16 protein-coding genes are annotated in these 17,216 nt (G+C 72.4%); 13 read left to right on the top strand and 3 right to left on the bottom strand.

Going from position 1 to position 17,216, the window contains the following annotated elements; genetic code table 11:
* The first annotated feature begins 142 nt into the window (after positions 1-142).
* The 3 genes from ACZ4EF_RS13175 to ACZ4EF_RS13165 all read left to right on the top strand — a co-directional run bounded on the left by ACZ4EF_RS13175 (position 143) and on the right by ACZ4EF_RS13165 (position 4,112).
* A complete protein-coding gene (locus ACZ4EF_RS13175; RefSeq protein ID WP_467504452.1) occupies positions 143-934 on the top strand; it encodes an ArsR/SmtB family transcription factor in 792 nt (263 codons plus the stop codon).
* Between the two features lie 224 nt (positions 935-1,158).
* Complete coding sequence (locus ACZ4EF_RS13170) at positions 1,159-1,515, top strand: VOC family protein (protein ID WP_355340944.1); 357 nt, start codon at positions 1,159-1,161, stop codon at positions 1,513-1,515.
* 74 nt (positions 1,516-1,589) lie between these two features.
* Positions 1,590-4,112: an ATP-binding cassette domain-containing protein gene (locus ACZ4EF_RS13165; protein ID WP_467504327.1), complete on the top strand. Its 2,523-nt coding sequence runs from the start codon at positions 1,590-1,592 to the stop codon at positions 4,110-4,112.
* Between the two features lie 182 nt (positions 4,113-4,294).
* On the opposite strand, the gene mftR is transcribed toward ACZ4EF_RS13165, so the two are convergent.
* Positions 4,295-4,873 carry a mycofactocin system transcriptional regulator gene (gene mftR, locus ACZ4EF_RS13160; RefSeq protein ID WP_355340949.1) on the bottom strand — a complete coding sequence of 193 codons (579 nt, stop codon included), beginning with the start codon at positions 4,871-4,873 and terminating at the stop codon, positions 4,295-4,297.
* Between the two features lie 160 nt (positions 4,874-5,033).
* Between mftR and mftA the strand changes: the two genes are divergently transcribed.
* The 10 genes from mftA (at position 5,034) to mftF (ending at position 14,300) form a co-directional block, all read left to right on the top strand.
* Complete coding sequence (gene mftA / locus ACZ4EF_RS13155) at positions 5,034-5,165, top strand: mycofactocin precursor MftA (RefSeq protein ID WP_188281158.1); 132 nt, start codon at positions 5,034-5,036, stop codon at positions 5,163-5,165.
* Between the two features lie 11 nt (positions 5,166-5,176).
* Entirely contained in the window at positions 5,177-5,491 is a 315-nt protein-coding gene (gene mftB / locus ACZ4EF_RS13150; protein ID WP_467504325.1) for a mycofactocin biosynthesis chaperone MftB, read from the top strand.
* A gap of 5 nt (positions 5,492-5,496) precedes the next feature.
* Entirely contained in the window at positions 5,497-6,747 is a 1,251-nt protein-coding gene (gene mftC, locus ACZ4EF_RS13145) for a mycofactocin radical SAM maturase (protein ID WP_467504323.1), read from the top strand.
* 125 nt (positions 6,748-6,872) lie between these two features.
* Entirely contained in the window at positions 6,873-7,706 is an 834-nt protein-coding gene (locus ACZ4EF_RS13140) for a mycofactocin-coupled SDR family oxidoreductase (RefSeq protein WP_355340958.1), read from the top strand.
* A gap of 114 nt (positions 7,707-7,820) precedes the next feature.
* Positions 7,821-8,657, top strand: coding sequence for a mycofactocin-coupled SDR family oxidoreductase (locus tag ACZ4EF_RS13135; RefSeq protein WP_401312733.1), 837 nt, complete (start codon positions 7,821-7,823; stop codon positions 8,655-8,657).
* Between the two features lie 39 nt (positions 8,658-8,696).
* Positions 8,697-9,638 (top strand): AAA family ATPase, encoded by a 942-nt coding sequence (locus ACZ4EF_RS13130; protein WP_467348651.1) that lies wholly within the window; start codon positions 8,697-8,699, stop codon positions 9,636-9,638.
* A 6-nt stretch (positions 9,639-9,644) separates the two neighbouring features.
* Entirely contained in the window at positions 9,645-10,625 is a 981-nt protein-coding gene (locus ACZ4EF_RS13125; protein ID WP_402711907.1) for a vWA domain-containing protein, read from the top strand.
* 138 nt (positions 10,626-10,763) lie between these two features.
* Entirely contained in the window at positions 10,764-12,008 is a 1,245-nt protein-coding gene (mftD, locus tag ACZ4EF_RS13120; protein WP_467504319.1) for a pre-mycofactocin synthase MftD, read from the top strand.
* 1 nt (position 12,009) lies between these two features.
* On the top strand, positions 12,010-12,801 hold the full coding sequence (gene mftE / locus ACZ4EF_RS13115; protein ID WP_355340973.1) for a mycofactocin biosynthesis peptidyl-dipeptidase MftE: 792 nt from the start codon (positions 12,010-12,012) through the stop codon (positions 12,799-12,801).
* Complete coding sequence (mftF, locus tag ACZ4EF_RS13110; RefSeq protein WP_467504317.1) at positions 12,798-14,300, top strand: mycofactocin biosynthesis glycosyltransferase MftF; 1,503 nt, start codon at positions 12,798-12,800, stop codon at positions 14,298-14,300. The genes mftE and mftF overlap by 4 nt, the downstream gene beginning before the upstream one ends.
* A 3-nt stretch (positions 14,301-14,303) precedes the next feature.
* Here the strand turns inward: mftF and mftG are convergent, their stop codons facing one another.
* Together mftG and ACZ4EF_RS13100 are read right to left on the bottom strand one after the other, a co-directional pair.
* The gene (mftG, locus tag ACZ4EF_RS13105; protein ID WP_467504315.1) at positions 14,304-15,863 is read right to left on the bottom strand and encodes a mycofactocin dehydrogenase MftG; all 1,560 of its coding nucleotides are present in this window, start codon (positions 15,861-15,863) and stop codon (positions 14,304-14,306) included.
* An 84-nt stretch (positions 15,864-15,947) separates the two neighbouring features.
* Positions 15,948-17,159 (bottom strand): MFS transporter, encoded by a 1,212-nt coding sequence (locus tag ACZ4EF_RS13100; RefSeq protein ID WP_402711910.1) that lies wholly within the window; start codon positions 17,157-17,159, stop codon positions 15,948-15,950.
* Between the last annotated feature and the right edge of the window lie 57 nt (positions 17,160-17,216).

The raw sequence follows: 17,216 nt of genomic DNA, 5'->3' as shown, positions 1-17,216 counted from the left end.
CGAGTCCCCGAGCTGAGCCATCGGGCCCACGTCGCTGGCCCGCGCCACTGCCCTCGCCACTGACCTCGCCCCTGACCTGCGTCGTTGACAATAGGCAGGCAGATACCTGCATAATGGAGAGGTGAGCCCAGAACCGAGCGAGATGGACCCGGTCTTCAAAGCACTGGCCGACCCGACCAGGCGACTCCTGCTGGACCGGCTGCGGGAACAGAACGGTCAGACGCTGCGTGAGCTGTGCGAGCGTCTCGGCATGGCCCGCCAGTCGGTGACGCAGCATCTCGACCTGCTCGGGCAGGCCAATCTCGTGACCGTGGTGCGCCGTGGGCGGGAGCGGCTGCATTACCTGAATCCGGCGCCCATCCACGACATCGAGGAACGCTGGATCTCGGGGTTCGACAAGCCCCGGCTGCGGGCCCTGAGCGCCATCAAGAACCTGGCAGAGGAGTACGCCATGACCGACGAATCCGTATCCGTACCGACCTATGTCTACGTCACCTACATCCGGGCGACGCCCGAGCAGGTGTGGCGTGCCCTCACCGACGCCGATCTGACCGCGCGGTACTGGGGACACGCCAACGTCTCGGACTGGCGGCCGGGCTCGGCCTGGGAGCACCGCCGCGCCGACGGCTCGGGCGCCGTGGACGCCGTCGGCCAGGTGCGGGAGGCGGAGCCGCCCACGCGCCTGGTCCTCACCTTCGAGGACTCCGTCGGCAAGGAGCCGCCGCGCGAGCCGTCGGAGGTCACCTTCCTCATCGAGCCGCACCAGGACATCGTGCGGCTGACCGTGACCCACGAGAAGCTGGCCAATACGGACATGTTCAACGGCATCTCGCGGGGCTGGCCCGCCGTGCTGGCCAACCTCAAGTCGCTGCTCGAAACCGGTGAGGTGCTGCCGCAGGCGCCCTGGGAGATGTCCCCCACCGCCCGCGCCTGAGCACACCGGGCGCGGGACCCCGGCCACCGGGCACCGACCACCGGGCCGAGGGCACCGGCGGGAAGGGGCCGGTCGCGAGGGCGGCGCGGGACCGGTCAGGAATGGAGAAGCGAATCCCGGCGCCCGCCCGTAGCGTGAATCGCATGGACGCCGAGCCCCAGAACGTCTGGGGAACTCGGCACGGAAACACCGGGTCCATGCGGCCCGCGACCACAGGAGCGATCATGACCGGCACCACCACCCAGGGCATCAAGACCGTGCTGCACCCCGTGTCCGACCTGCCGAAGGCGAAGGCGGTGTACGCGGCGCTGCTCGGCATCGAGCCGCAGACCGACGAGTCGTACTACGTGGGCTTCGAGACCGGGGACCAGCACATCGGGCTGGTGCCGGGCGGCGGCCCGCAGGGTCTGACGTCCCCGGTGGTGTACTGGGAGGTGTCGGACATCGAGGCGAAGCTGGCCGAGCTGACCGCCGCGGGCGCCACCGTGAAGGACGCGGCGTCGGACGTGGGCGGCGGCCGGCTGGTGGCCACCGTCACCGACCCCGACGGCAATGTCCTCGGTATCCTCCAGGACCGATGACCGCCGACCCGCGCGAGTCCGGCCACGCGCCGGGTGACGACGCCCGCCGGTCGACCTGACGTCATGGAGAAACGATGAGCACGGCGAAGAAGACGGCCAGGCCGACAGCCGCGGCAACCACCAAGACCGCCAGGACCGCCAAAACCGCCAAGCCTGCCAGGACCGCCGCACCCGTCGGCGCGGACGAGGCCGCCGAAAGCGCCAGGACGGGCCGGGCGTCCGCGGTGCGTCCGGCCGACAGCCACGACCTGATCCGTGTGCACGGCGCGCGGGTGAACAATCTGAAAGACGTCAGCATCGAGATCCCCAAGCGCCGTCTGACGGTGTTCACGGGGGTCTCCGGTTCCGGCAAGAGCTCGCTGGTGTTCAGCACAATCGCCGCCGAGTCGCAGCGGCTGATCAATGAGACCTACAGCGCGTTCGTGCAGGGCTTCATGCCGACCACGGCACGCCCCGACGTCGACGTGCTGGACGGGCTGACGACGGTGATCACCGTCGACCAGCAGCGGATGGGCGCCGACCCGCGGTCTACGGTCGGCACCGCCACCGACGCGAACGCGATGCTGCGGATCCTCTTCAGCCGCCTCGGCAAGCCCCACATCGGCCCGCCCGGCGCGTACGCGTTCAACGTCCCCTCGGTCAGCGCGAGCGGCGCGATCACCGTGGAGCGCGGCTCGAAGACGGCGGTGAAGGCGACCTTCCACCGGACCGGCGGCATGTGCACGCGCTGCGAGGGCCGGGGCACGGTCTCCGACATCGACCTCGCACAGCTCTACGACGACACGAAGTCGCTCTCCGAAGGCGCGATCACCATCCCCGGCTACGGCTCGGACGGCTGGAACATGCGGCTGTACAAGGAGTCCGGCTTCGTCGACCCGGACAAGCCGATCCGCAAGTACACCAAGAGGGAGCTGCACGACTTCCTGCACCGCGAGCCGACGCGGATGAAGATCGCGGGCATCAACATGACGTACGAGGGGCTGATCCCCCGGATCCAGAAGTCGATGCTCTCCAAGGACAAGGAGGCGATGCAGCCGCACATCCGGGCGTTCGTGGAGCGGGCGGTCGCCTTCGCCACCTGCCCCGAGTGCGACGGCACCCGGCTCAGCGAGGGCGCCAGGTCCTCGAAGATCAAGCGGATCAGCATCGCCGACGCCTGCGCGATGCAGATCAGTGACCTGGCCGAGTGGGTCCGCGAGCTGAAGGAGCCCTCGGTCGCCCCGCTGCTGACCGCGCTGCTCCGGACCCTCGACTCGTTCGTGGAGATCGGCCTCGGCTATCTCGCGCTCGACCGGCCCGCGGGCACGCTGTCCGGCGGCGAGGCGCAGCGCGTGAAGATGATCCGGCACCTCGGGTCGGCGCTCACCGACATCACGTACGTCTTCGACGAGCCGACCGCCGGTCTGCACCCGCACGACATCCAGCGGATGAACGACCTGCTGCTGCGGCTGCGGGACAAGGGCAACACGGTGCTCGTCGTGGAGCACAAGCCGGAGACGATCGCCATCGCCGACCATGTGGTCGACCTGGGGCCCGGCGCCGGTACGGCGGGCGGCGCGGTCTGCTTCGAGGGCGGCCTCGACGGGCTGCGGACCAGTGGCACCCTCACCGGGCGGCACTTCGACGACCGGTCCTCACTCAAGAAGACGGTCCGCGAACCGGCCGGCGCGCTGGAGATCCGCGGCGCGACCACGAACAATCTGCGCGGTGTCGACGTCGATGTCCCCCTCGGCGTGCTGGTCGTCGTGACCGGTGTCGCGGGCTCCGGCAAGAGCTCGCTCATCCACGGCTCACTGGTCAAGGGCGCGCAGGTCAAGGGCGCCGACAGCACGGCGGTGGTGTCGATCGACCAGGGCGCGATCCGCGGCTCGCGGCGCTCCAACCCGGCGACGTACACCGGGCTGCTCGACCCGATCCGCAAGGCGTTCGCGAAGGCCAACGGGGTGAAGCCCGCGCTGTTCAGCGCCAACTCCGAGGGCGCGTGCCCGACGTGCAACGGGGCGGGCGTCGTCTACACCGACCTGGGGATGATGGCCGGGGTCGCGACCACGTGCGAGGAGTGCGAGGGGAAGCGGTTCGAGGCGTCGGTGCTCGACTACCGCTTCGGCGGGCGCGACATCAGCGAGGTGCTGGCGATGTCGGTGGCCGAGGCCGAGGAGTTCTTCGGCGGCGGCGAGGCGCACACCCCCGCGGCGCACGCCGTCCTGCGGCGCCTGGCCGATGTGGGCCTGGGCTATCTGGGCATCGGCCAGCCGCTCACCACTCTGTCCGGTGGCGAGCGGCAGCGGCTGAAGCTGGCCACGCACATGTCGGACAAGGGCGGTGTGTATGTGCTGGACGAGCCGACCACCGGCCTGCACCTCGCCGATGTGGAGCAACTGCTGGGCCTGCTGGACCGGTTGGTCGACTCCGGCAAGTCCGTCGTCGTCATCGAGCACCATCAGGCGGTGATGGCGCACGCCGACTGGATCATCGACCTGGGCCCCGGCGCGGGTCACCACGGCGGCCGGGTCGTCTTCGAGGGCACCCCCGCCGACCTGGTCGCGGACGCCTCGACCCTCACCGGGGAACACCTCGCGGCGTACGTCGGCGCCTGAGGTACCCGTCGCGGACGCCCGACCTTGCGGTGCGCTCACGCCAACGACGGCCAGGCGCACCGCGGTTGGCCGAGGGCATGCTCAACACCCGCGATCGAGGCCCGACTCAGCGCCCTTCGCCGGGAGCCGGGCTCGACCCCCTGGACCCGAGCCCGGCACAACACCCTTGCCCGCAGCGCGGCTCAGCGCCCTTCGCCGGAGAAGGTCTCGCCGAGGATGTCGAAGGCCGAGCCCAGCAGGGCCGGCAGATCCGCGTCCTCGTCCTTGAGCCACTGCTCGTAGGCCGACAGCGAGGCGGCCAGCGCCGCCCAGGCGATCACCTGCGGCCGCATGTCGTCCTCGTCCACCCCGAGCCTGCGGGCGGCGTACTCGGCGATGGCCTGCCGCCAGGTGGCGTACCGCAGCGTGGAGTGCGCGACCAGCGTCGGCACGTTCAGCAGCAGGGACATCCGCAGCCGGTGGTCCTGGACGACGCTGGCCGGGAAGCGGTTGAACTCCACGATGGCGCCGCGCAGCGCCTCGGCCAGCGCCATGTCCGGCGGGGTGCGCTGGAGGTAGCGGCGCATCCGTTCCACCAGGGCGTCGAAGTCGCCCCAGGGCACGTCGTTCTTGGACGGGAAGTAGCGGAAGAACGTCCGGCGGCCGATGCCGCAGGCGGCGGCGATGTCGTCCACCGTCGTCTCGGCGAAGCCGCGCTCGGCGAACAGCTCCAGCGCCACATGGCTCAGCTCGTCCACCGTCGTGGAGGGCTGACGCCCCATGCGAGTGCTGGTCGACGGCGGTTTCGGAGCGTCGGCTGGGGACCTCACGGATTTTCCTTCTTCCATTTGGCACCGGGTGCCATTAGTCTGAACATTATTGAAGGCACGGCGGACGACAACAACCCCGCCTGCGACCATCGCCCGACTGAGGAGCCATGGTATGGAAGAGCTTCAGCTCAAGGAGCCCGGCGAGCCGCGTGCCGCCGACGAGGATGTCACCGCGGATTCCGTGATCGAGGCCGACGACCTGGTCGAAGAGGTCTCGATCGACGGCATGTGCGGCGTCTACTGAGCCGCCCCGCCATGAGCGGCACGGACCGTCCGGTGAACACCCCGGACCCGGCGCCCGGCATGGATCTCGACCGCCCCTGGGATCTGCACCCGCAGGTCTCGGTCCGGCCGGAACCGTTCGGCGCCCTGCTGTACCACTTCGGAACGCGCAAACTCTCGTTCCTCAAGGACCGGCGACTGCTGTCGGTCGTCCAGTCCCTCAAGGACTTCCCCACGGCACGGGCCGCCTGCTCGGCGGCCGGGGTCACCGAAGCCGACGTGCCGCGGTACGGCCGCGCCCTCGCGACCCTCGCCAGGTCGTCGATGGTGGTGGAAAGGACCCCGTGAGCCCCATGACCACGACGACCACGGATGCCCCCGCCCGCGCTCCCGGCGCCGAACGGCTGGTGGACCTGTTCGAGTACGGACTCGACGCGCCCATCTGCCTGACCTGGGAACTGACCTACGCCTGCAATCTGTCCTGCACGCACTGCCTGTCCAGCTCCGGCCGCCGCGATCCGCGCGAACTCACCACGGCCGAGGCCGAGGCGGTGATCGACGAGCTGGAACGCATGCAGGTCTTCTACGTCAACATCGGCGGCGGCGAGCCCACGGTCCGCCCCGACTTCTGGGAGTTGGTCGACTACGCCACCGCCCACCACGTGGGCGTGAAGTTCTCCACCAACGGCGTCCGGATCACCCCGGAGGTCGCGGCCCGGCTGGCCGAGAACTCCTACGTCGACGTGCAGATCTCCCTCGACGGCGCGACCGCCGAGGTCAACGACGCCGTCCGCGGCCCCGGTTCGTACGACACCGCGCTGCGCGCCATGGCGAATCTGTCCGCCGCCGGGATGAAGAACTTCAAGCTGTCCGTGGTGTGCACCCGGCACAACATCCCCCAGATGGACGAGTTCAAGGCCATCGCCGACCGGTACGGGGCCCAGCTCCGGCTGACCCGGCTGCGCCCGTCCGGGCGCGGCGCCGACGTCTGGGACGAGCTGCACCCGACGCGTGACCAGCAGCGCGAGCTGTACGACTGGCTGGTGGCGCACGGCGACAGCGTGCTGACCGGTGACTCCTTCTTCCACCTGTCCGCCTACGGGCAGGCGCTGCCCGGCCTGAATCTGTGCGGCGCCGGACGCGTGGTGTGCCTGATCGACCCGGTCGGGGACGTCTACGCCTGCCCGTTCGCGATCCACGAGGAGTTCCTGGCCGGGAACATCCGGCAACCCGGCGGCTTCACCGGCGTATGGCGCGAGTCCGAGCTGTTCCGCGGCCTGCGCGAGCCCCAGTCGGGCGGCGCCTGCGCCTCCTGCCAGTTCTTCGACACCTGCAAGGGCGGGTGCATGGCGGCCAAGTTCTTCACCGGCCTGCCGCTGGACGGGCCGGACCCGGAGTGCGTGCAGGGCTACGGCGAGGAACTGCTCGCGAACCGTACGCAGCACACACCCGTCCCGAAGTCGTCCGTCGACCACTCACACCGTACTTCCCCCGCACCGCGCCGGGGACCGGTCCCGCTGACCCTCACCCGTCGTGAGGATCTGGACCGGCCGCCCGTCAGCGACTGCGCGGAGGATCCGCTCGCCGGCTTCCGTCCGGTCTGAGCACTCCGGGACCGCCCCACCGGCCCGGCCGCCGGCTCCGGTCACGGAGCCCGGCCACCGTATCGATTCCGCACACCTCGGGGACATCACTCACAGTAATCAACCCGTAACGAAAGGTGCACGCAATGGGGCGTGTAGAAGGAAAGGTCGCATTCATCACCGGAGCCGCGCGCGGTCAGGGCCGCAGCCACGCGGTGCGGCTGGCGCAGGAGGGCGCGGACATCATCGCGGTGGACATCTGCGAGGACGTGCCGAGCGCCGGTTACCCGGGCGCCACCGACGAGGACCTGGCCGAGACCGTACGGCAGGTGGAGAAGCTGGACCGCCGGATCGTGGCCACGAAGGCGGACGTCCGTGACTTCGGGGCGCTGAAGGCCGCCGTGGACGACGGTGTGGCGCAGCTCGGACGGCTCGACATCGTCGCGGCGAACGCCGGGATCGGCGTCATACCCGACACCCTCGACGTACTGGACGCCCAGCGCTGGCGCGATGTCATCGACATCAATCTGACGGGCGTGTGGAAGACCGCGAAGGCGGCGATCCCGCACCTCAAGGCGGGCGGGCGCGGCGGCTCGATCATCCTGACCAGCTCGGAGGCGGGCCTGCGCGCGTATCCGCACGCGGGTCACTACGTGGCCGCCAAGCACGGCGTCGTCGGCCTGATGCGCACGCTCGCGCTGGAGTTGGCCCCGGACAGCATCCGGGTCAACAGCATCCATCCGACCCAGGTCGACACGGCCATGATCCAGAACGAGATGACCTACAAGCTGTTCCGTCCCGACCTGGAGCACCCGACCGCGGAGGACTTCGCCGAGGTCTCGCGGTCCGTCATCGCGCTGCCCATCCCGTGGGTAGAGCCGGTGGACATCTCCAACGCCCTGCTGTGGCTGGCCTCGGACGAGGGCCGGTACGTCACCGGGGTCACGCTGCCCGTCGACGGCGGCAACTTCCTCAAGTAGAGCCGCGAGCCAGGCGGTTCGCGGCAGAACGCGACACGGCTCACGGGATCAGCGGGGGTTCACGGGGGTTCGCAGAACGACAGCGTCATCGAAAGAGAAAGAGGTGAACACGCAATGGGGCGTGTAGAGGGAAAGGTCGCACTCGTCACCGGGGCCGCCCGTGGTCAGGGCCGCAGCCACGCGATACGCCTGGCGCAGGAGGGCGCGGACATCATCGCCGTCGACGTCGTGTCGCAGATCGACTCGGTGCCGTACCCGATGGCGACGCCCGACGACCTCGCGGAGACCGTACGCGAGGTGGAGAAGCTGGACCGGCGGATCGTCGCCGCACAGGCGGACGTCCGTGACTTCGAGGCGCTGAAGGCAGCCGTGGACACCGGGGTCGCGCAGCTCGGACGGCTCGACATCGTCTCGGCGAACGCGGGCATCTTCAGCTTCGGCACCATGTCGGAGCTGGACGAGCAGGTGTTCCAGGACATGATCGACGTCAATCTCACCGGTGTGTGGCACACCGCGAAGGCGGCGATCCCGCACATCAAGGCGGGTGGCAACGGCGGTTCGATCGTGCTGACCAGCTCGACGGCCGGACTGATGGCGATGGAGAACATCGGGCACTACGTCGCCGCCAAGCACGGTGTCGTCGGCCTGATGCGCACGCTGGCGCTGGAGTTGGCCCCGGACAGCATCCGGGTCAACAGCGTGCACCCCACGTCGGTCGACACCCCGATGATCCAGAATTCGGCGACGTACGAGCTGTTCGCGTCCGACCTGCCGGTGGCCGAGCGGACCAAGGAGAATCTCGGCCCGCGCTTCGGTTCGATGAACGCGCTGCCGATCCCGTGGGTCGAGCCGGTCGACATCTCCAACGCGGTGCTGTGGCTGGCCTCGGACGAGGCGCGGTACGTCACCGGCGTCACCCTGCCGATCGACGCGGGCCAGACGGCCAAGTAGCGGGTCTGTCAGCCACGTCGAGCGTAGGGAGCGCGAACGATGACCACACTGCGGACGGTACGGGACGCCGGGACCGGCTCCGGCGTCGCGGCGGCCGGGGAGCGGATCGCCTCGCGCATCGTCGGCCGCGAGCGCGAGCTGGAACTCGCGCTCGCGACCGTCGGCGCCGGGCGGGATCTCGTCCTGGAGGGCCCGCCCGGCACCAGCAAGACCACCATGCTCAAGGCGATCACCGAGGAGTGGGGCATCCCGCTGGTGTTCGTGGAGGGCAACGCCGATCTGACCCCGGCCAAGCTGGTCGGGCACCACAATCCCGCGCGGGTGCTGCGGGAGGACTACAGCGCCGACAACTTCGTGGCGGGGCCGCTGGTCCAGGCGATGCGCACCGGCGGGTTCCTCTACATCGAGGAGTTCAACCGCGCCCCCGAGGACACCCTCAACACCCTGCTGTCGGCGATGGCCGACCGCGCGGTCGAGGTGCCCAGGGTCGGCCTGGTCACCGCCGAGCCGTCGTTCCGGGTCATCGCCTCGATGAACCCCAGTGACGACATCGGCACCACCCGGCTGTCGGCGGGCGTCAGCGACCGGCTCAACCGGATCGTGGTCGGCTACCAGGACGCCGCCGCGGAGGAGGACATCGTCAGGCTGCGCGCCGCGCTCTCCGGTCCGCTCGCGGACCGGATCGTGCCCGACGCCGTCGCGGTGACCCGGGCCACCCGCGCGCACCCGGATCTGCGTCAGGGCAGCAGCGTGCGGGGCGCGATCGACTGCGCGCTGGTCGCCGACGGCCTGATGACGATGCGCGGCCTGGGCGGACCGGACGACGACCGCTACCCGGAGAGCTTCTACGACGCGATGACGGTCTCGCTGTCCGGCCGGATCCGGCTGGACGACGCTGCGGAGACCACCGCGGAACGCGTCCTGCGGGAGATCTGGGAGGACCGCTTCGTGCTGGATCCGGCGCGGGCGGAGCCCGGATGAAGAGCGGTGGAGGCCGACTCGCCCGTACGGCGGCGCGAACCGGCGTCCACGGACCGGTCGCGGCGACCGCTGCGCCGTATCCCCAAGACACTCGACGAGGAGCCGAAGGTGTTCGAAGCGGTGGCGGGCACGGGAGGCACGGTGCTGCGCGCCCGCTCGCGCGGCGCCGGTCCCGCGCGCCCGCGGCCGACCCGCTCGGCGGCCGACTTCACCGAGGAGCGGGGGGAGTTGCTCAGCGGCTCGGACGACACCGAGCCGGTGGACCCCGCGGTGCGGGCGCGGGCCCGCGAGATCGCCGCGCGGCTGTCCCTGCCGAAGCCGAAGCGGGCGCGCGGCGGACGGCCGGCCGCTTCGGGGCGGCTGGCCAGCCTCCCGTACCGGCAGCGGGGCAGCGACATCGACCTGGATCCGACGCTGGAGCGGCTGGCGGAGCGGCCGGTCCCCGACGACGAGGACGTCTTCGTCTTCGAGCGGGTCCGCGCGCCCCGCTCCGTCGTGCTCGCGGTGGACCTGTCGGGGTCGATGAAGGGCGAGCGGGTACGTACCGCGGCGGCGACCGTGGGCGCGCTCGCGGCCGAGCTGGAGTCCGAGGCACTGGCCGTCGTCGCCTTCTGGTCGGACGCGGCGGTGCTGCTCGAACTGGGCGACCCGGTCAGGCCGATGGAGCTGCTGGACGCGATGCTGCGCATCCCGGCCAGGGGCCTGACCAATGTGGCCTTCCCGCTGGAACTCGCCGCCGCCCGGCTGGCGTCGGTGCCGCGGCGCGGCGCGCGGGTGCTGCTGCTGTCGGACTGCGTCCACAACGCGGGGCCGGACCCGCGCCCGGCGGCGGCCCGGCTGCCGCGGCTGGACGTGCTGCTCGACACGAGCGGTGAGAAGGACGTCGAATTGGGCGCGGAACTGGCCAGGGCCGGGCACGGCACCTTTCACCGCATCCGCACCCACCACGACATCGCACCGGCTCTCAGGGAGGTCTTCCGCACATGAACGGCGCGTGGAGGCACGTTCGCCCGGGGCACGTGAGGAGCGGCTGACCCGCGCCTCAGCGGCGCACGGGCGGCACCTGACGCTCACGGACATGGACCGGCCCCGAAGGACCGGCTCCGAGACGAAGAGGAACACGCAATGAGCAGGAATCCCTGGTTCGAGACCGTTGCCGAGGCGCAGCGCCGGGCAAAGAAGCAACTACCGAGTTCGGTCTACGGAGCCCTGGTCGCGGGCTCGGAGCGCGGCCGGACCGTCGATGACAACATCGAGGCGTTCGCCGAACTGGGCTTCGCGCCGCGGGTGGTGGGCCATCACGCCGAGCGCGACCTGTCGACGACGGTGCTGGGGATCCCGACGTCGATGCCCGTGGTGATCTCGCCGACCGGTGTGCAGGCCGTGCACCCGGACGGCGAGGTGGCCGTCGCGCGGGCCGCCGCGAACCGGGGCGTGATCATGGGGCTCAGCTCCTTCGCCAGCAAGCCGGTCGAGGAGGTCGCCGAGGCGAACGAGAACACCTTCTTCCAGATGTACTGGACCGGCACCCGCGAGTCGATGGTGCAGCGGATGGACCGGGCCAGGGCCGCCGGGGCCAAGGCGCTGATCTCCACGCTCGACTGGTCCTTCTCCAACGGGCGCGACTGGGGCAGTCCTTCGATCCCGGAGAAGCTGGACTTCAAGACGATGCTGAAGTTCGCGCCGAACGTGGCGCCGCACCCGGCCTGGCTGATGCGGTTCCTCAAATCCCGTCGGCTCCCCGACCTCACCGCGCCCAACCTCCGCCCGCCGGGCGGCGCGGCGCCCACCTTCTTCGGCGCCTACTACGAGTGGATGCAGACGGCGCCGCCCACCTGGGACGACGTGAAGTGGCTGCGCGAGGAGTGGGGCGGCCCGTTCCTGCTCAAGGGCGTGACGCGGGTGGACGACGCCAAACGCGCGGTCGACGCCGGGGTCAGCGGGATCTCGGTGTCCAACCACGGCGGCAACAACCTGGACACGACACCGGGCACGATACGGATGCTGCCGTCGATCGCCGAGGCGGTGGGCGACCAGATCGAGGTCGTGCTCGACGGCGGCATCCGGCGCGGCGGCGACGTCGCCAAGGCGCTGGCGCTCGGCGCCCGCGCGGTGCTGATCGGCCGCGCCTACCTGTGGGGGCTCGCGGCCAACGGCCAGGCCGGGGTGGAGAACGTCCTGGACATCATGCGCGGCGGCCTGGACTCCGCGGTGCTGGGCCTGGGCCACTCCTCGGTGCACGAGCTGTCCCCCGACGATCTGGTGATCCCCGACGGCTTCACCAGGACACTCGGCGGCGGGCTCGTCGGCCGCGCGGACCGCGCGGACGCCGCGGAGGCCGCGCCGCGCTCCAAGGACCCGATCCGCTGACATGCCGTCGACACCCGCGAACCGCGCGGGCCCCGGGAGCACGGCGGGACCCGCGGCCCCTTCCGACCTGGCGCACGCCGTCTGGCCGACGGTCCCGTTCGCGCCTCTGGTCCTGGTGCCGCTGGGCTCGACCGAGCAGCACGGGCCGCATCTGCCGCTGGGCACCGACGCCGCCATCGCGCGGGCGGTCGCCGAGCGGGTGGCGGCCGGGGCCCCGCCCGAGTGGCACACCCTGGTCGCGCCGACCATGGCCTACGGTTCGAGCGGCGAGCACGCGGGCTTCGCGGGCACCGTCTCGATCGGCCGCGAGGCCCTGAAGGCGGTCCTCGTGGAGTCCGTGCGGTCACTGGCGATGTGGGCCGGGCGGATCGTCTTCGTCAACGGGCACGGCGGCAATGTCGCCACGCTCGCCGAGGCGGTCGTCCTGCTGCGCGCCGAGGGCCACCACGTCGCGTGGGTGCCGTGCGTGGCGCCCGACGCGGATCCGCACGCCGGACGGTGGGAGACCTCGGTCATGCTCCACCTGGCGCCCGGGGACGTGCGGACCGCGCAGGCCGTCGCCGGGGACACCCGGCCGCTCGCGGACCTCATGCCCGACCTGGTCGCGGGCGGTGTGCTGGCGGTCTCGCCGTCCGGGGTCCTCGGCGACCCGGCGGGGGCGTCCGCCGAAGAAGGAGAGAAGGCGATGACGTACATGGTCACCACGGCCACCCGGCTGATCGCCGAAGGGTCCGCGGACACCCGCGGCCGACTGGTCGACGCCGAACCGGCGGACGGGACGGTGACCGAATGACCGCGGAACCGGCGGGGAGCGCGCCCGAGGGCGGCGGCGGTACGGGTGCGCTGGACGGCAGGAGCGGTACGGGCGCGCCCGGCGGGACCGCGCGGCTGCCCGGCGGCTTCGTGGTGGCGCTCAACCGCCACACCCGCGTCATCGACGGCGGCCGCGCCCTGCTCGGCGGCTTCCCGACCCGGCTCGTCCGGCTGACCCCCCGCGCCCGCCCGCTGCTGGCCGACGACCGTACGGTGCGCGTCCGGGACGCGGCGAGCGGCGTCCTCGCCGACCGGCTGCTCGACAACGGCATGGCGTACCCGGTCGTTCACGACCTGCCGCAGAATCCCGACCCGCGCCACACCTTCGTCGTGCCCGTCCACGAGCGGGCGGCGCAACTCGACCGGCTGCTCACCAGCATCGGCCCCGGCCAGCGCGTCGTCGTCGTGGACGACGGATCGCGGCACGCCGACGACATCGAGGACACCGCCGCCAAGCACGGCGCCCAACTGGTCGTGCTGGAGCGGAACATGGGCCCGGCCGCGGCCCGCAACGCGGGGCTGCGGCTGGTCCGCACCCCCTATGTGGTCTTCGTGGACTCCGACATCGTGCTGCCCCCGGAGACCGTCCCCGTCCTGCTCCGGCACTTCACCGACCCCAAGGTCGGCATGGCCGTGCCGCGCATCACCGGGCTGCCGACCGCCGCGGCCACCGGCTGGATCGGCCGGTACGAGGCCGCCAGGTCCTCGCTCGACCTCGGCCGGGACCCGGCGGCCGTCCGCCCGGGGACCCCCGTCTCCTGGGCCTCCACCGCGTGCAGCGTGGCGCGGGTGGACGCGATGGCGGACGGCTTCGACGCGGCCATGCGGGTCGGCGAGGACGTCGACCTGTGCTGGCGGCTGATCGAGGACGGCTGGCGCGTACGGTACGAGCCGTCGGTCCGCGCCGAGCACGAGCACCGCGTGCGGTTCACGGACTGGATGCTCCGCAAGGCCGCGTACGGCACGGGCGCGCATCCGCTGGCCGAGCGCCACCCCGAACTCATCGCCCCCGCCGTCCTCGCCCCTTGGGCGGGCGCGCTGTCCCTCGCGCTGCTGGCCCAGCGCCGCTGGTCGCTGCCGGTGGCGGGCGCCGTCTGCGGGATCACGACCGTACGGATCGCCCGCAAGCTCAAGGGCGCCGACCACCCGGTACGGCTGGCCACCCGGCTCACCGCCAACGGCGCGGTCAGCGCCCTGTCCCAGACCGGCGCCCTGCTCACCCGGCACTGGTGGCCGCTGGCCGCCGTCGGCTGCGCGGTCTCCCCCCGGATCCGGCGCGCGGTCGCCGTCGCGTCGGTCGCCGACGTCGCCCTCGAATACCGTCCGGGCGAGGTCGGCCTCGACCCCCTGCGCTACGCCGTCGCCCGCCGCCTGGACGACCTCGCCTACGGCACGGGCGTCTGGCTCTCCGCGCTCAAGGGCCGCTCGACAGCGGCGCTGCGCCCGCGCCTGGGGTCCGGCAAGGGTGCCTCGGGCTGACGCTCACGCGCGGTCGTGGCGGATCGCGTCCGCGACGACCTCGCCGATCAGGACGGCGGTCGCCGCGGGACCGCGCAGGGGGGCGGCCGGAAGGATCGAGGTGTCCGCGACCCGCAGCCCCCGCACTCCGTGGACCCTGCCGTACTGGTCGACCACGGCGTGCCGGTCGTCGGCCGGACCCATGGGCGCGCTCGCGCAGGCGTGCACCGAGGTGCCGATACGGGCGCGGATCCACGCGTCGAGCAGGCCGTCGTCTGCCAGCGTCTCGTGGCCGGGCCCGGCCGTCGAGTCCGGCGCGACGACGGTACGGAAGGCGGGTGCGGCGATCAGTGCCGCGGTCGTCCGGACGGCCTCGCGCAGCCGCCGCCGGTCGTCGGGCGTCCGCAGATAGCCGTAGTCGACGGTTGGCGGCACCGCGGGGTCGGCGGAGACGATCCGCAGGCGTCCGCGCGCTCGCGGGGCCTGCGCGGAGACGAGGAAGGGCAGCGGCGCGCCGGGCAGCGACGTGCGGGCGCGGATCAGGGCCGTCATCGGCGTGAGCGACTGGAGGATTTCCAGGTCGCCCGCCGCGGGGCCGCCGCTCGACACCAGGTGGAGGGCGCCGCCGAGCCAACCGCCGTCGGCGGCGGGCACGTCGCGTACCGGGGTCCACTCCACGACGATCTGCGGGTGGTCGCTGAACGACCCGCCGACGCCGGGGGCGTCCCGCAGCACGGGGATGCCGAGGCGTTCGAGGTCCGCGCGCGGGCCGATGCCGGACAGCGCCAGCAGGTGCGGTGACCCGAAAGCGCCCGCGCACAGCACGACTTCACCCGCCGTGACGGTCTCCCGTACGCCGTCGCGTTCGGTCTCCACGCCGACCGCGCGGCCGTGCTCCACCAGGACTCGGCGGACGGTGCGGTCGCCGAGGACGGTGAGGTTGGGGCGCGCGAGCGCGTCCTGGAGGTAGCCGACGGCGGTGTTGGCGCGTACGCCGTCGACCGCGTTCGACGGCACCGGGCCGAAGCCGGGCGCGCCCTGGTCGTTCTTGTCCGGCTCGGCCGGGAACCCCGACTCGCGGGCCGCCGCGCCGAACGCCGCGGCGGCGGGGTGGTCGAGCGCGGTCCGCCGCACCCGGACCGGGCCGTCCGCGCCGTGGACGGCGGACGCGCCGTAGTCCAGGTCGGCCTCCATCCGGCGCAGGAACGGCAGCATCCGGTCGAAGGACCAGGCGTCGTTGCCCGCCGCCGCCCACCGGTCGAAGTCGTCCCGCCGGGCCCGTACGAAATACCCGCCGTTGACGGTGGTCGAGCCGCCCAGGATCCTGCCGCGGCCGATCGTGTGGGGACGCTCGGGTGTCAGACGCGCCGGATACAGCCACAGCGGCGCCCCCCGCGCCCACGCCCCCGGTACGAGCCGCGCGTCCAGCAACTCCGGCGCGAAGGTTCTCGGCGCGGGCCCCGCCTCGATCAGCGCCACCGTCCGCCCCGCGTCCTCGCTCAGCCGCGCGGCCAACGGCCCCCCGCTCCCGCCTCCCCCGACCACCACGACATCGGCCCGCGCCACCCCGCTCGTCGGACCCACGCCCCGCCCCTTTCCCACCGGTTCACAGCCACCCTAGGCGAGCCCCCTCCCGTTCCCGGTCGGCGCTCCCGCCGGGGGGCCCGGTCAGGCGGACGGGCTCCGCGCCGGGGTCTCGCCGAGGGCCGGACCTTCAGCGGTGGGGAGCGGGCGCAGGCCGGGGGCCAGGGCGAGGGTGACGGCTACGGAGGCGGTCGCCATCACGGTCATGGCGGTGGCGGGTGAGGTGCGCTGGGCGACAGCGCCCGCCAGGGTGGCGCCGACGCCCTGGAGGGTGAGCGTGCCGGAGGAGTGGAGGCCGAGGGCGTGGCCGCTGAGGGCGTCGGGGGTGAGGGACATGAGCCGTTCCTGGAGGAGGAGGCTCGCGGAGTAGCCGACGGAGGCGAGGACGACGGCGGTCACGGCGAGCGGCAGGGCGGGGTGGAGGGCGAAGGCGAGGTAGGGGGCGGCGAGCAGCAGCCGCAGCGGCGCGCCGAGGCGTTCGCGCCAACGGCGGGGCAGGAAGCGGCCGGTGACGGTGTCGCCCGCGAGCATCCCGAGGGCCGCGCTGGCGAAGAGGAGCCCGGCGTGCCGGGGCGCGTAGGGGACGTAGAGGGATTCGCAGCCGACGATGAGCCCGTTGGGCACCCACAGGGCGAGGTAGACGTAGCGGCGGGGCACGGACGACCAGAGCAGGCCGTTGGTGCGCCAGGTGTCGGCGACCGAGGGGCGTCCCGCGGTACGCGGCGGGCGACCGCTCAGGCCGAGCCGGGCGACGGCCGCGGCGGCCAGGTAGAGCGCGGCGCCGGCCAGCAGGGTGCCGCGCGGGGACAGCACGGTGACCAGGACCCCGCCGACGGCGAAGCCGCAGATCTGCGTGGCGCCGACCGACATGTTGAGCACGGACCTGCCGAGCAGATAGCCGTCGCGCTCAAGGATCTCGTTGAGCAGCCCGTAGCGCACTCCGCCGCCCAGTGAGGCGATCAGCCCCTCGCCGAGGAGTACGGCGAAGGCCGCCCACACGGGCAGTCCCGGCACGGCCTGGGCGGCGGTGCACAGGCCGAAGAGCAGGGCGAGCCCGGCCGTCGCGGCGCGCGGCGGCAGCCGGTCGGCGGCCGACAGCAGTGTGGTCGCGCCGACGACCTGGACCAGCGCCGGGCCGAACATCGCCAGGGCGGACAGCAGCGGCGAGCCGGTCGCCGTGTAGATCAGCGTGCCCAGCGCGAGACCGCTCACCGTGGACGCGGCCGTCGACAGCGAGCCGGTCGCGAACAGCGGCGTGAACTCCGGGGCGCGGAAGAGTTCTCGGTAGGTGCGCATGGACGGGGAGTCTCCGCGGCCCGGCCGGCCCGGCGTTAGAGTTTCGCGGGGAGGCGA

It is taken from the genome of Streptomyces sp. NPDC025721 (genome assembly GCF_055558595.1).
Note: the sequence above shows the minus strand (reverse complement) of the source record. Positions and strands in the feature narration are given on the sequence as shown.

Bases quoted from the DNA above. Each gene is read 5' to 3' on its own strand.
- mftR (WP_355340949.1), bottom strand. From the start codon at position 4,873: ATGGGGCGTCAGCCCTCCACGACGGTGGACGAGCTGAGCCATGTGGCG.
- ACZ4EF_RS13100 (WP_402711910.1), bottom strand. From the start codon at position 17,159: ATGCGCACCTACCGAGAACTCTTCCGCGCCCCGGAGTTCACGCCGCTG.
- mftA (WP_188281158.1), top strand. From the start codon at position 5,034: ATGGAAGAGCTTCAGCTCAAGGAGCCCGGCGAGCCGCGTGCCGCCGAC.
- ACZ4EF_RS13140 (WP_355340958.1), top strand. From the start codon at position 6,873: ATGGGGCGTGTAGAAGGAAAGGTCGCATTCATCACCGGAGCCGCGCGC.
- ACZ4EF_RS13130 (WP_467348651.1), top strand. From the start codon at position 8,697: ATGACCACACTGCGGACGGTACGGGACGCCGGGACCGGCTCCGGCGTC.
- mftC (WP_467504323.1), top strand. From the start codon at position 5,497: ATGACCACGACGACCACGGATGCCCCCGCCCGCGCTCCCGGCGCCGAA.
- mftE (WP_355340973.1), top strand. From the start codon at position 12,010: ATGCCGTCGACACCCGCGAACCGCGCGGGCCCCGGGAGCACGGCGGGA.
- mftB (WP_467504325.1), top strand. From the start codon at position 5,177: ATGAGCGGCACGGACCGTCCGGTGAACACCCCGGACCCGGCGCCCGGC.
- mftD (WP_467504319.1), top strand. From the start codon at position 10,764: ATGAGCAGGAATCCCTGGTTCGAGACCGTTGCCGAGGCGCAGCGCCGG.
- ACZ4EF_RS13165 (WP_467504327.1), top strand. From the start codon at position 1,590: ATGAGCACGGCGAAGAAGACGGCCAGGCCGACAGCCGCGGCAACCACC.
- ACZ4EF_RS13170 (WP_355340944.1), top strand. From the start codon at position 1,159: ATGACCGGCACCACCACCCAGGGCATCAAGACCGTGCTGCACCCCGTG.
- ACZ4EF_RS13175 (WP_467504452.1), top strand. From the start codon at position 143: ATGGACCCGGTCTTCAAAGCACTGGCCGACCCGACCAGGCGACTCCTG.
- ACZ4EF_RS13135 (WP_401312733.1), top strand. From the start codon at position 7,821: ATGGGGCGTGTAGAGGGAAAGGTCGCACTCGTCACCGGGGCCGCCCGT.
- mftF (WP_467504317.1), top strand. From the start codon at position 12,798: ATGACCGCGGAACCGGCGGGGAGCGCGCCCGAGGGCGGCGGCGGTACG.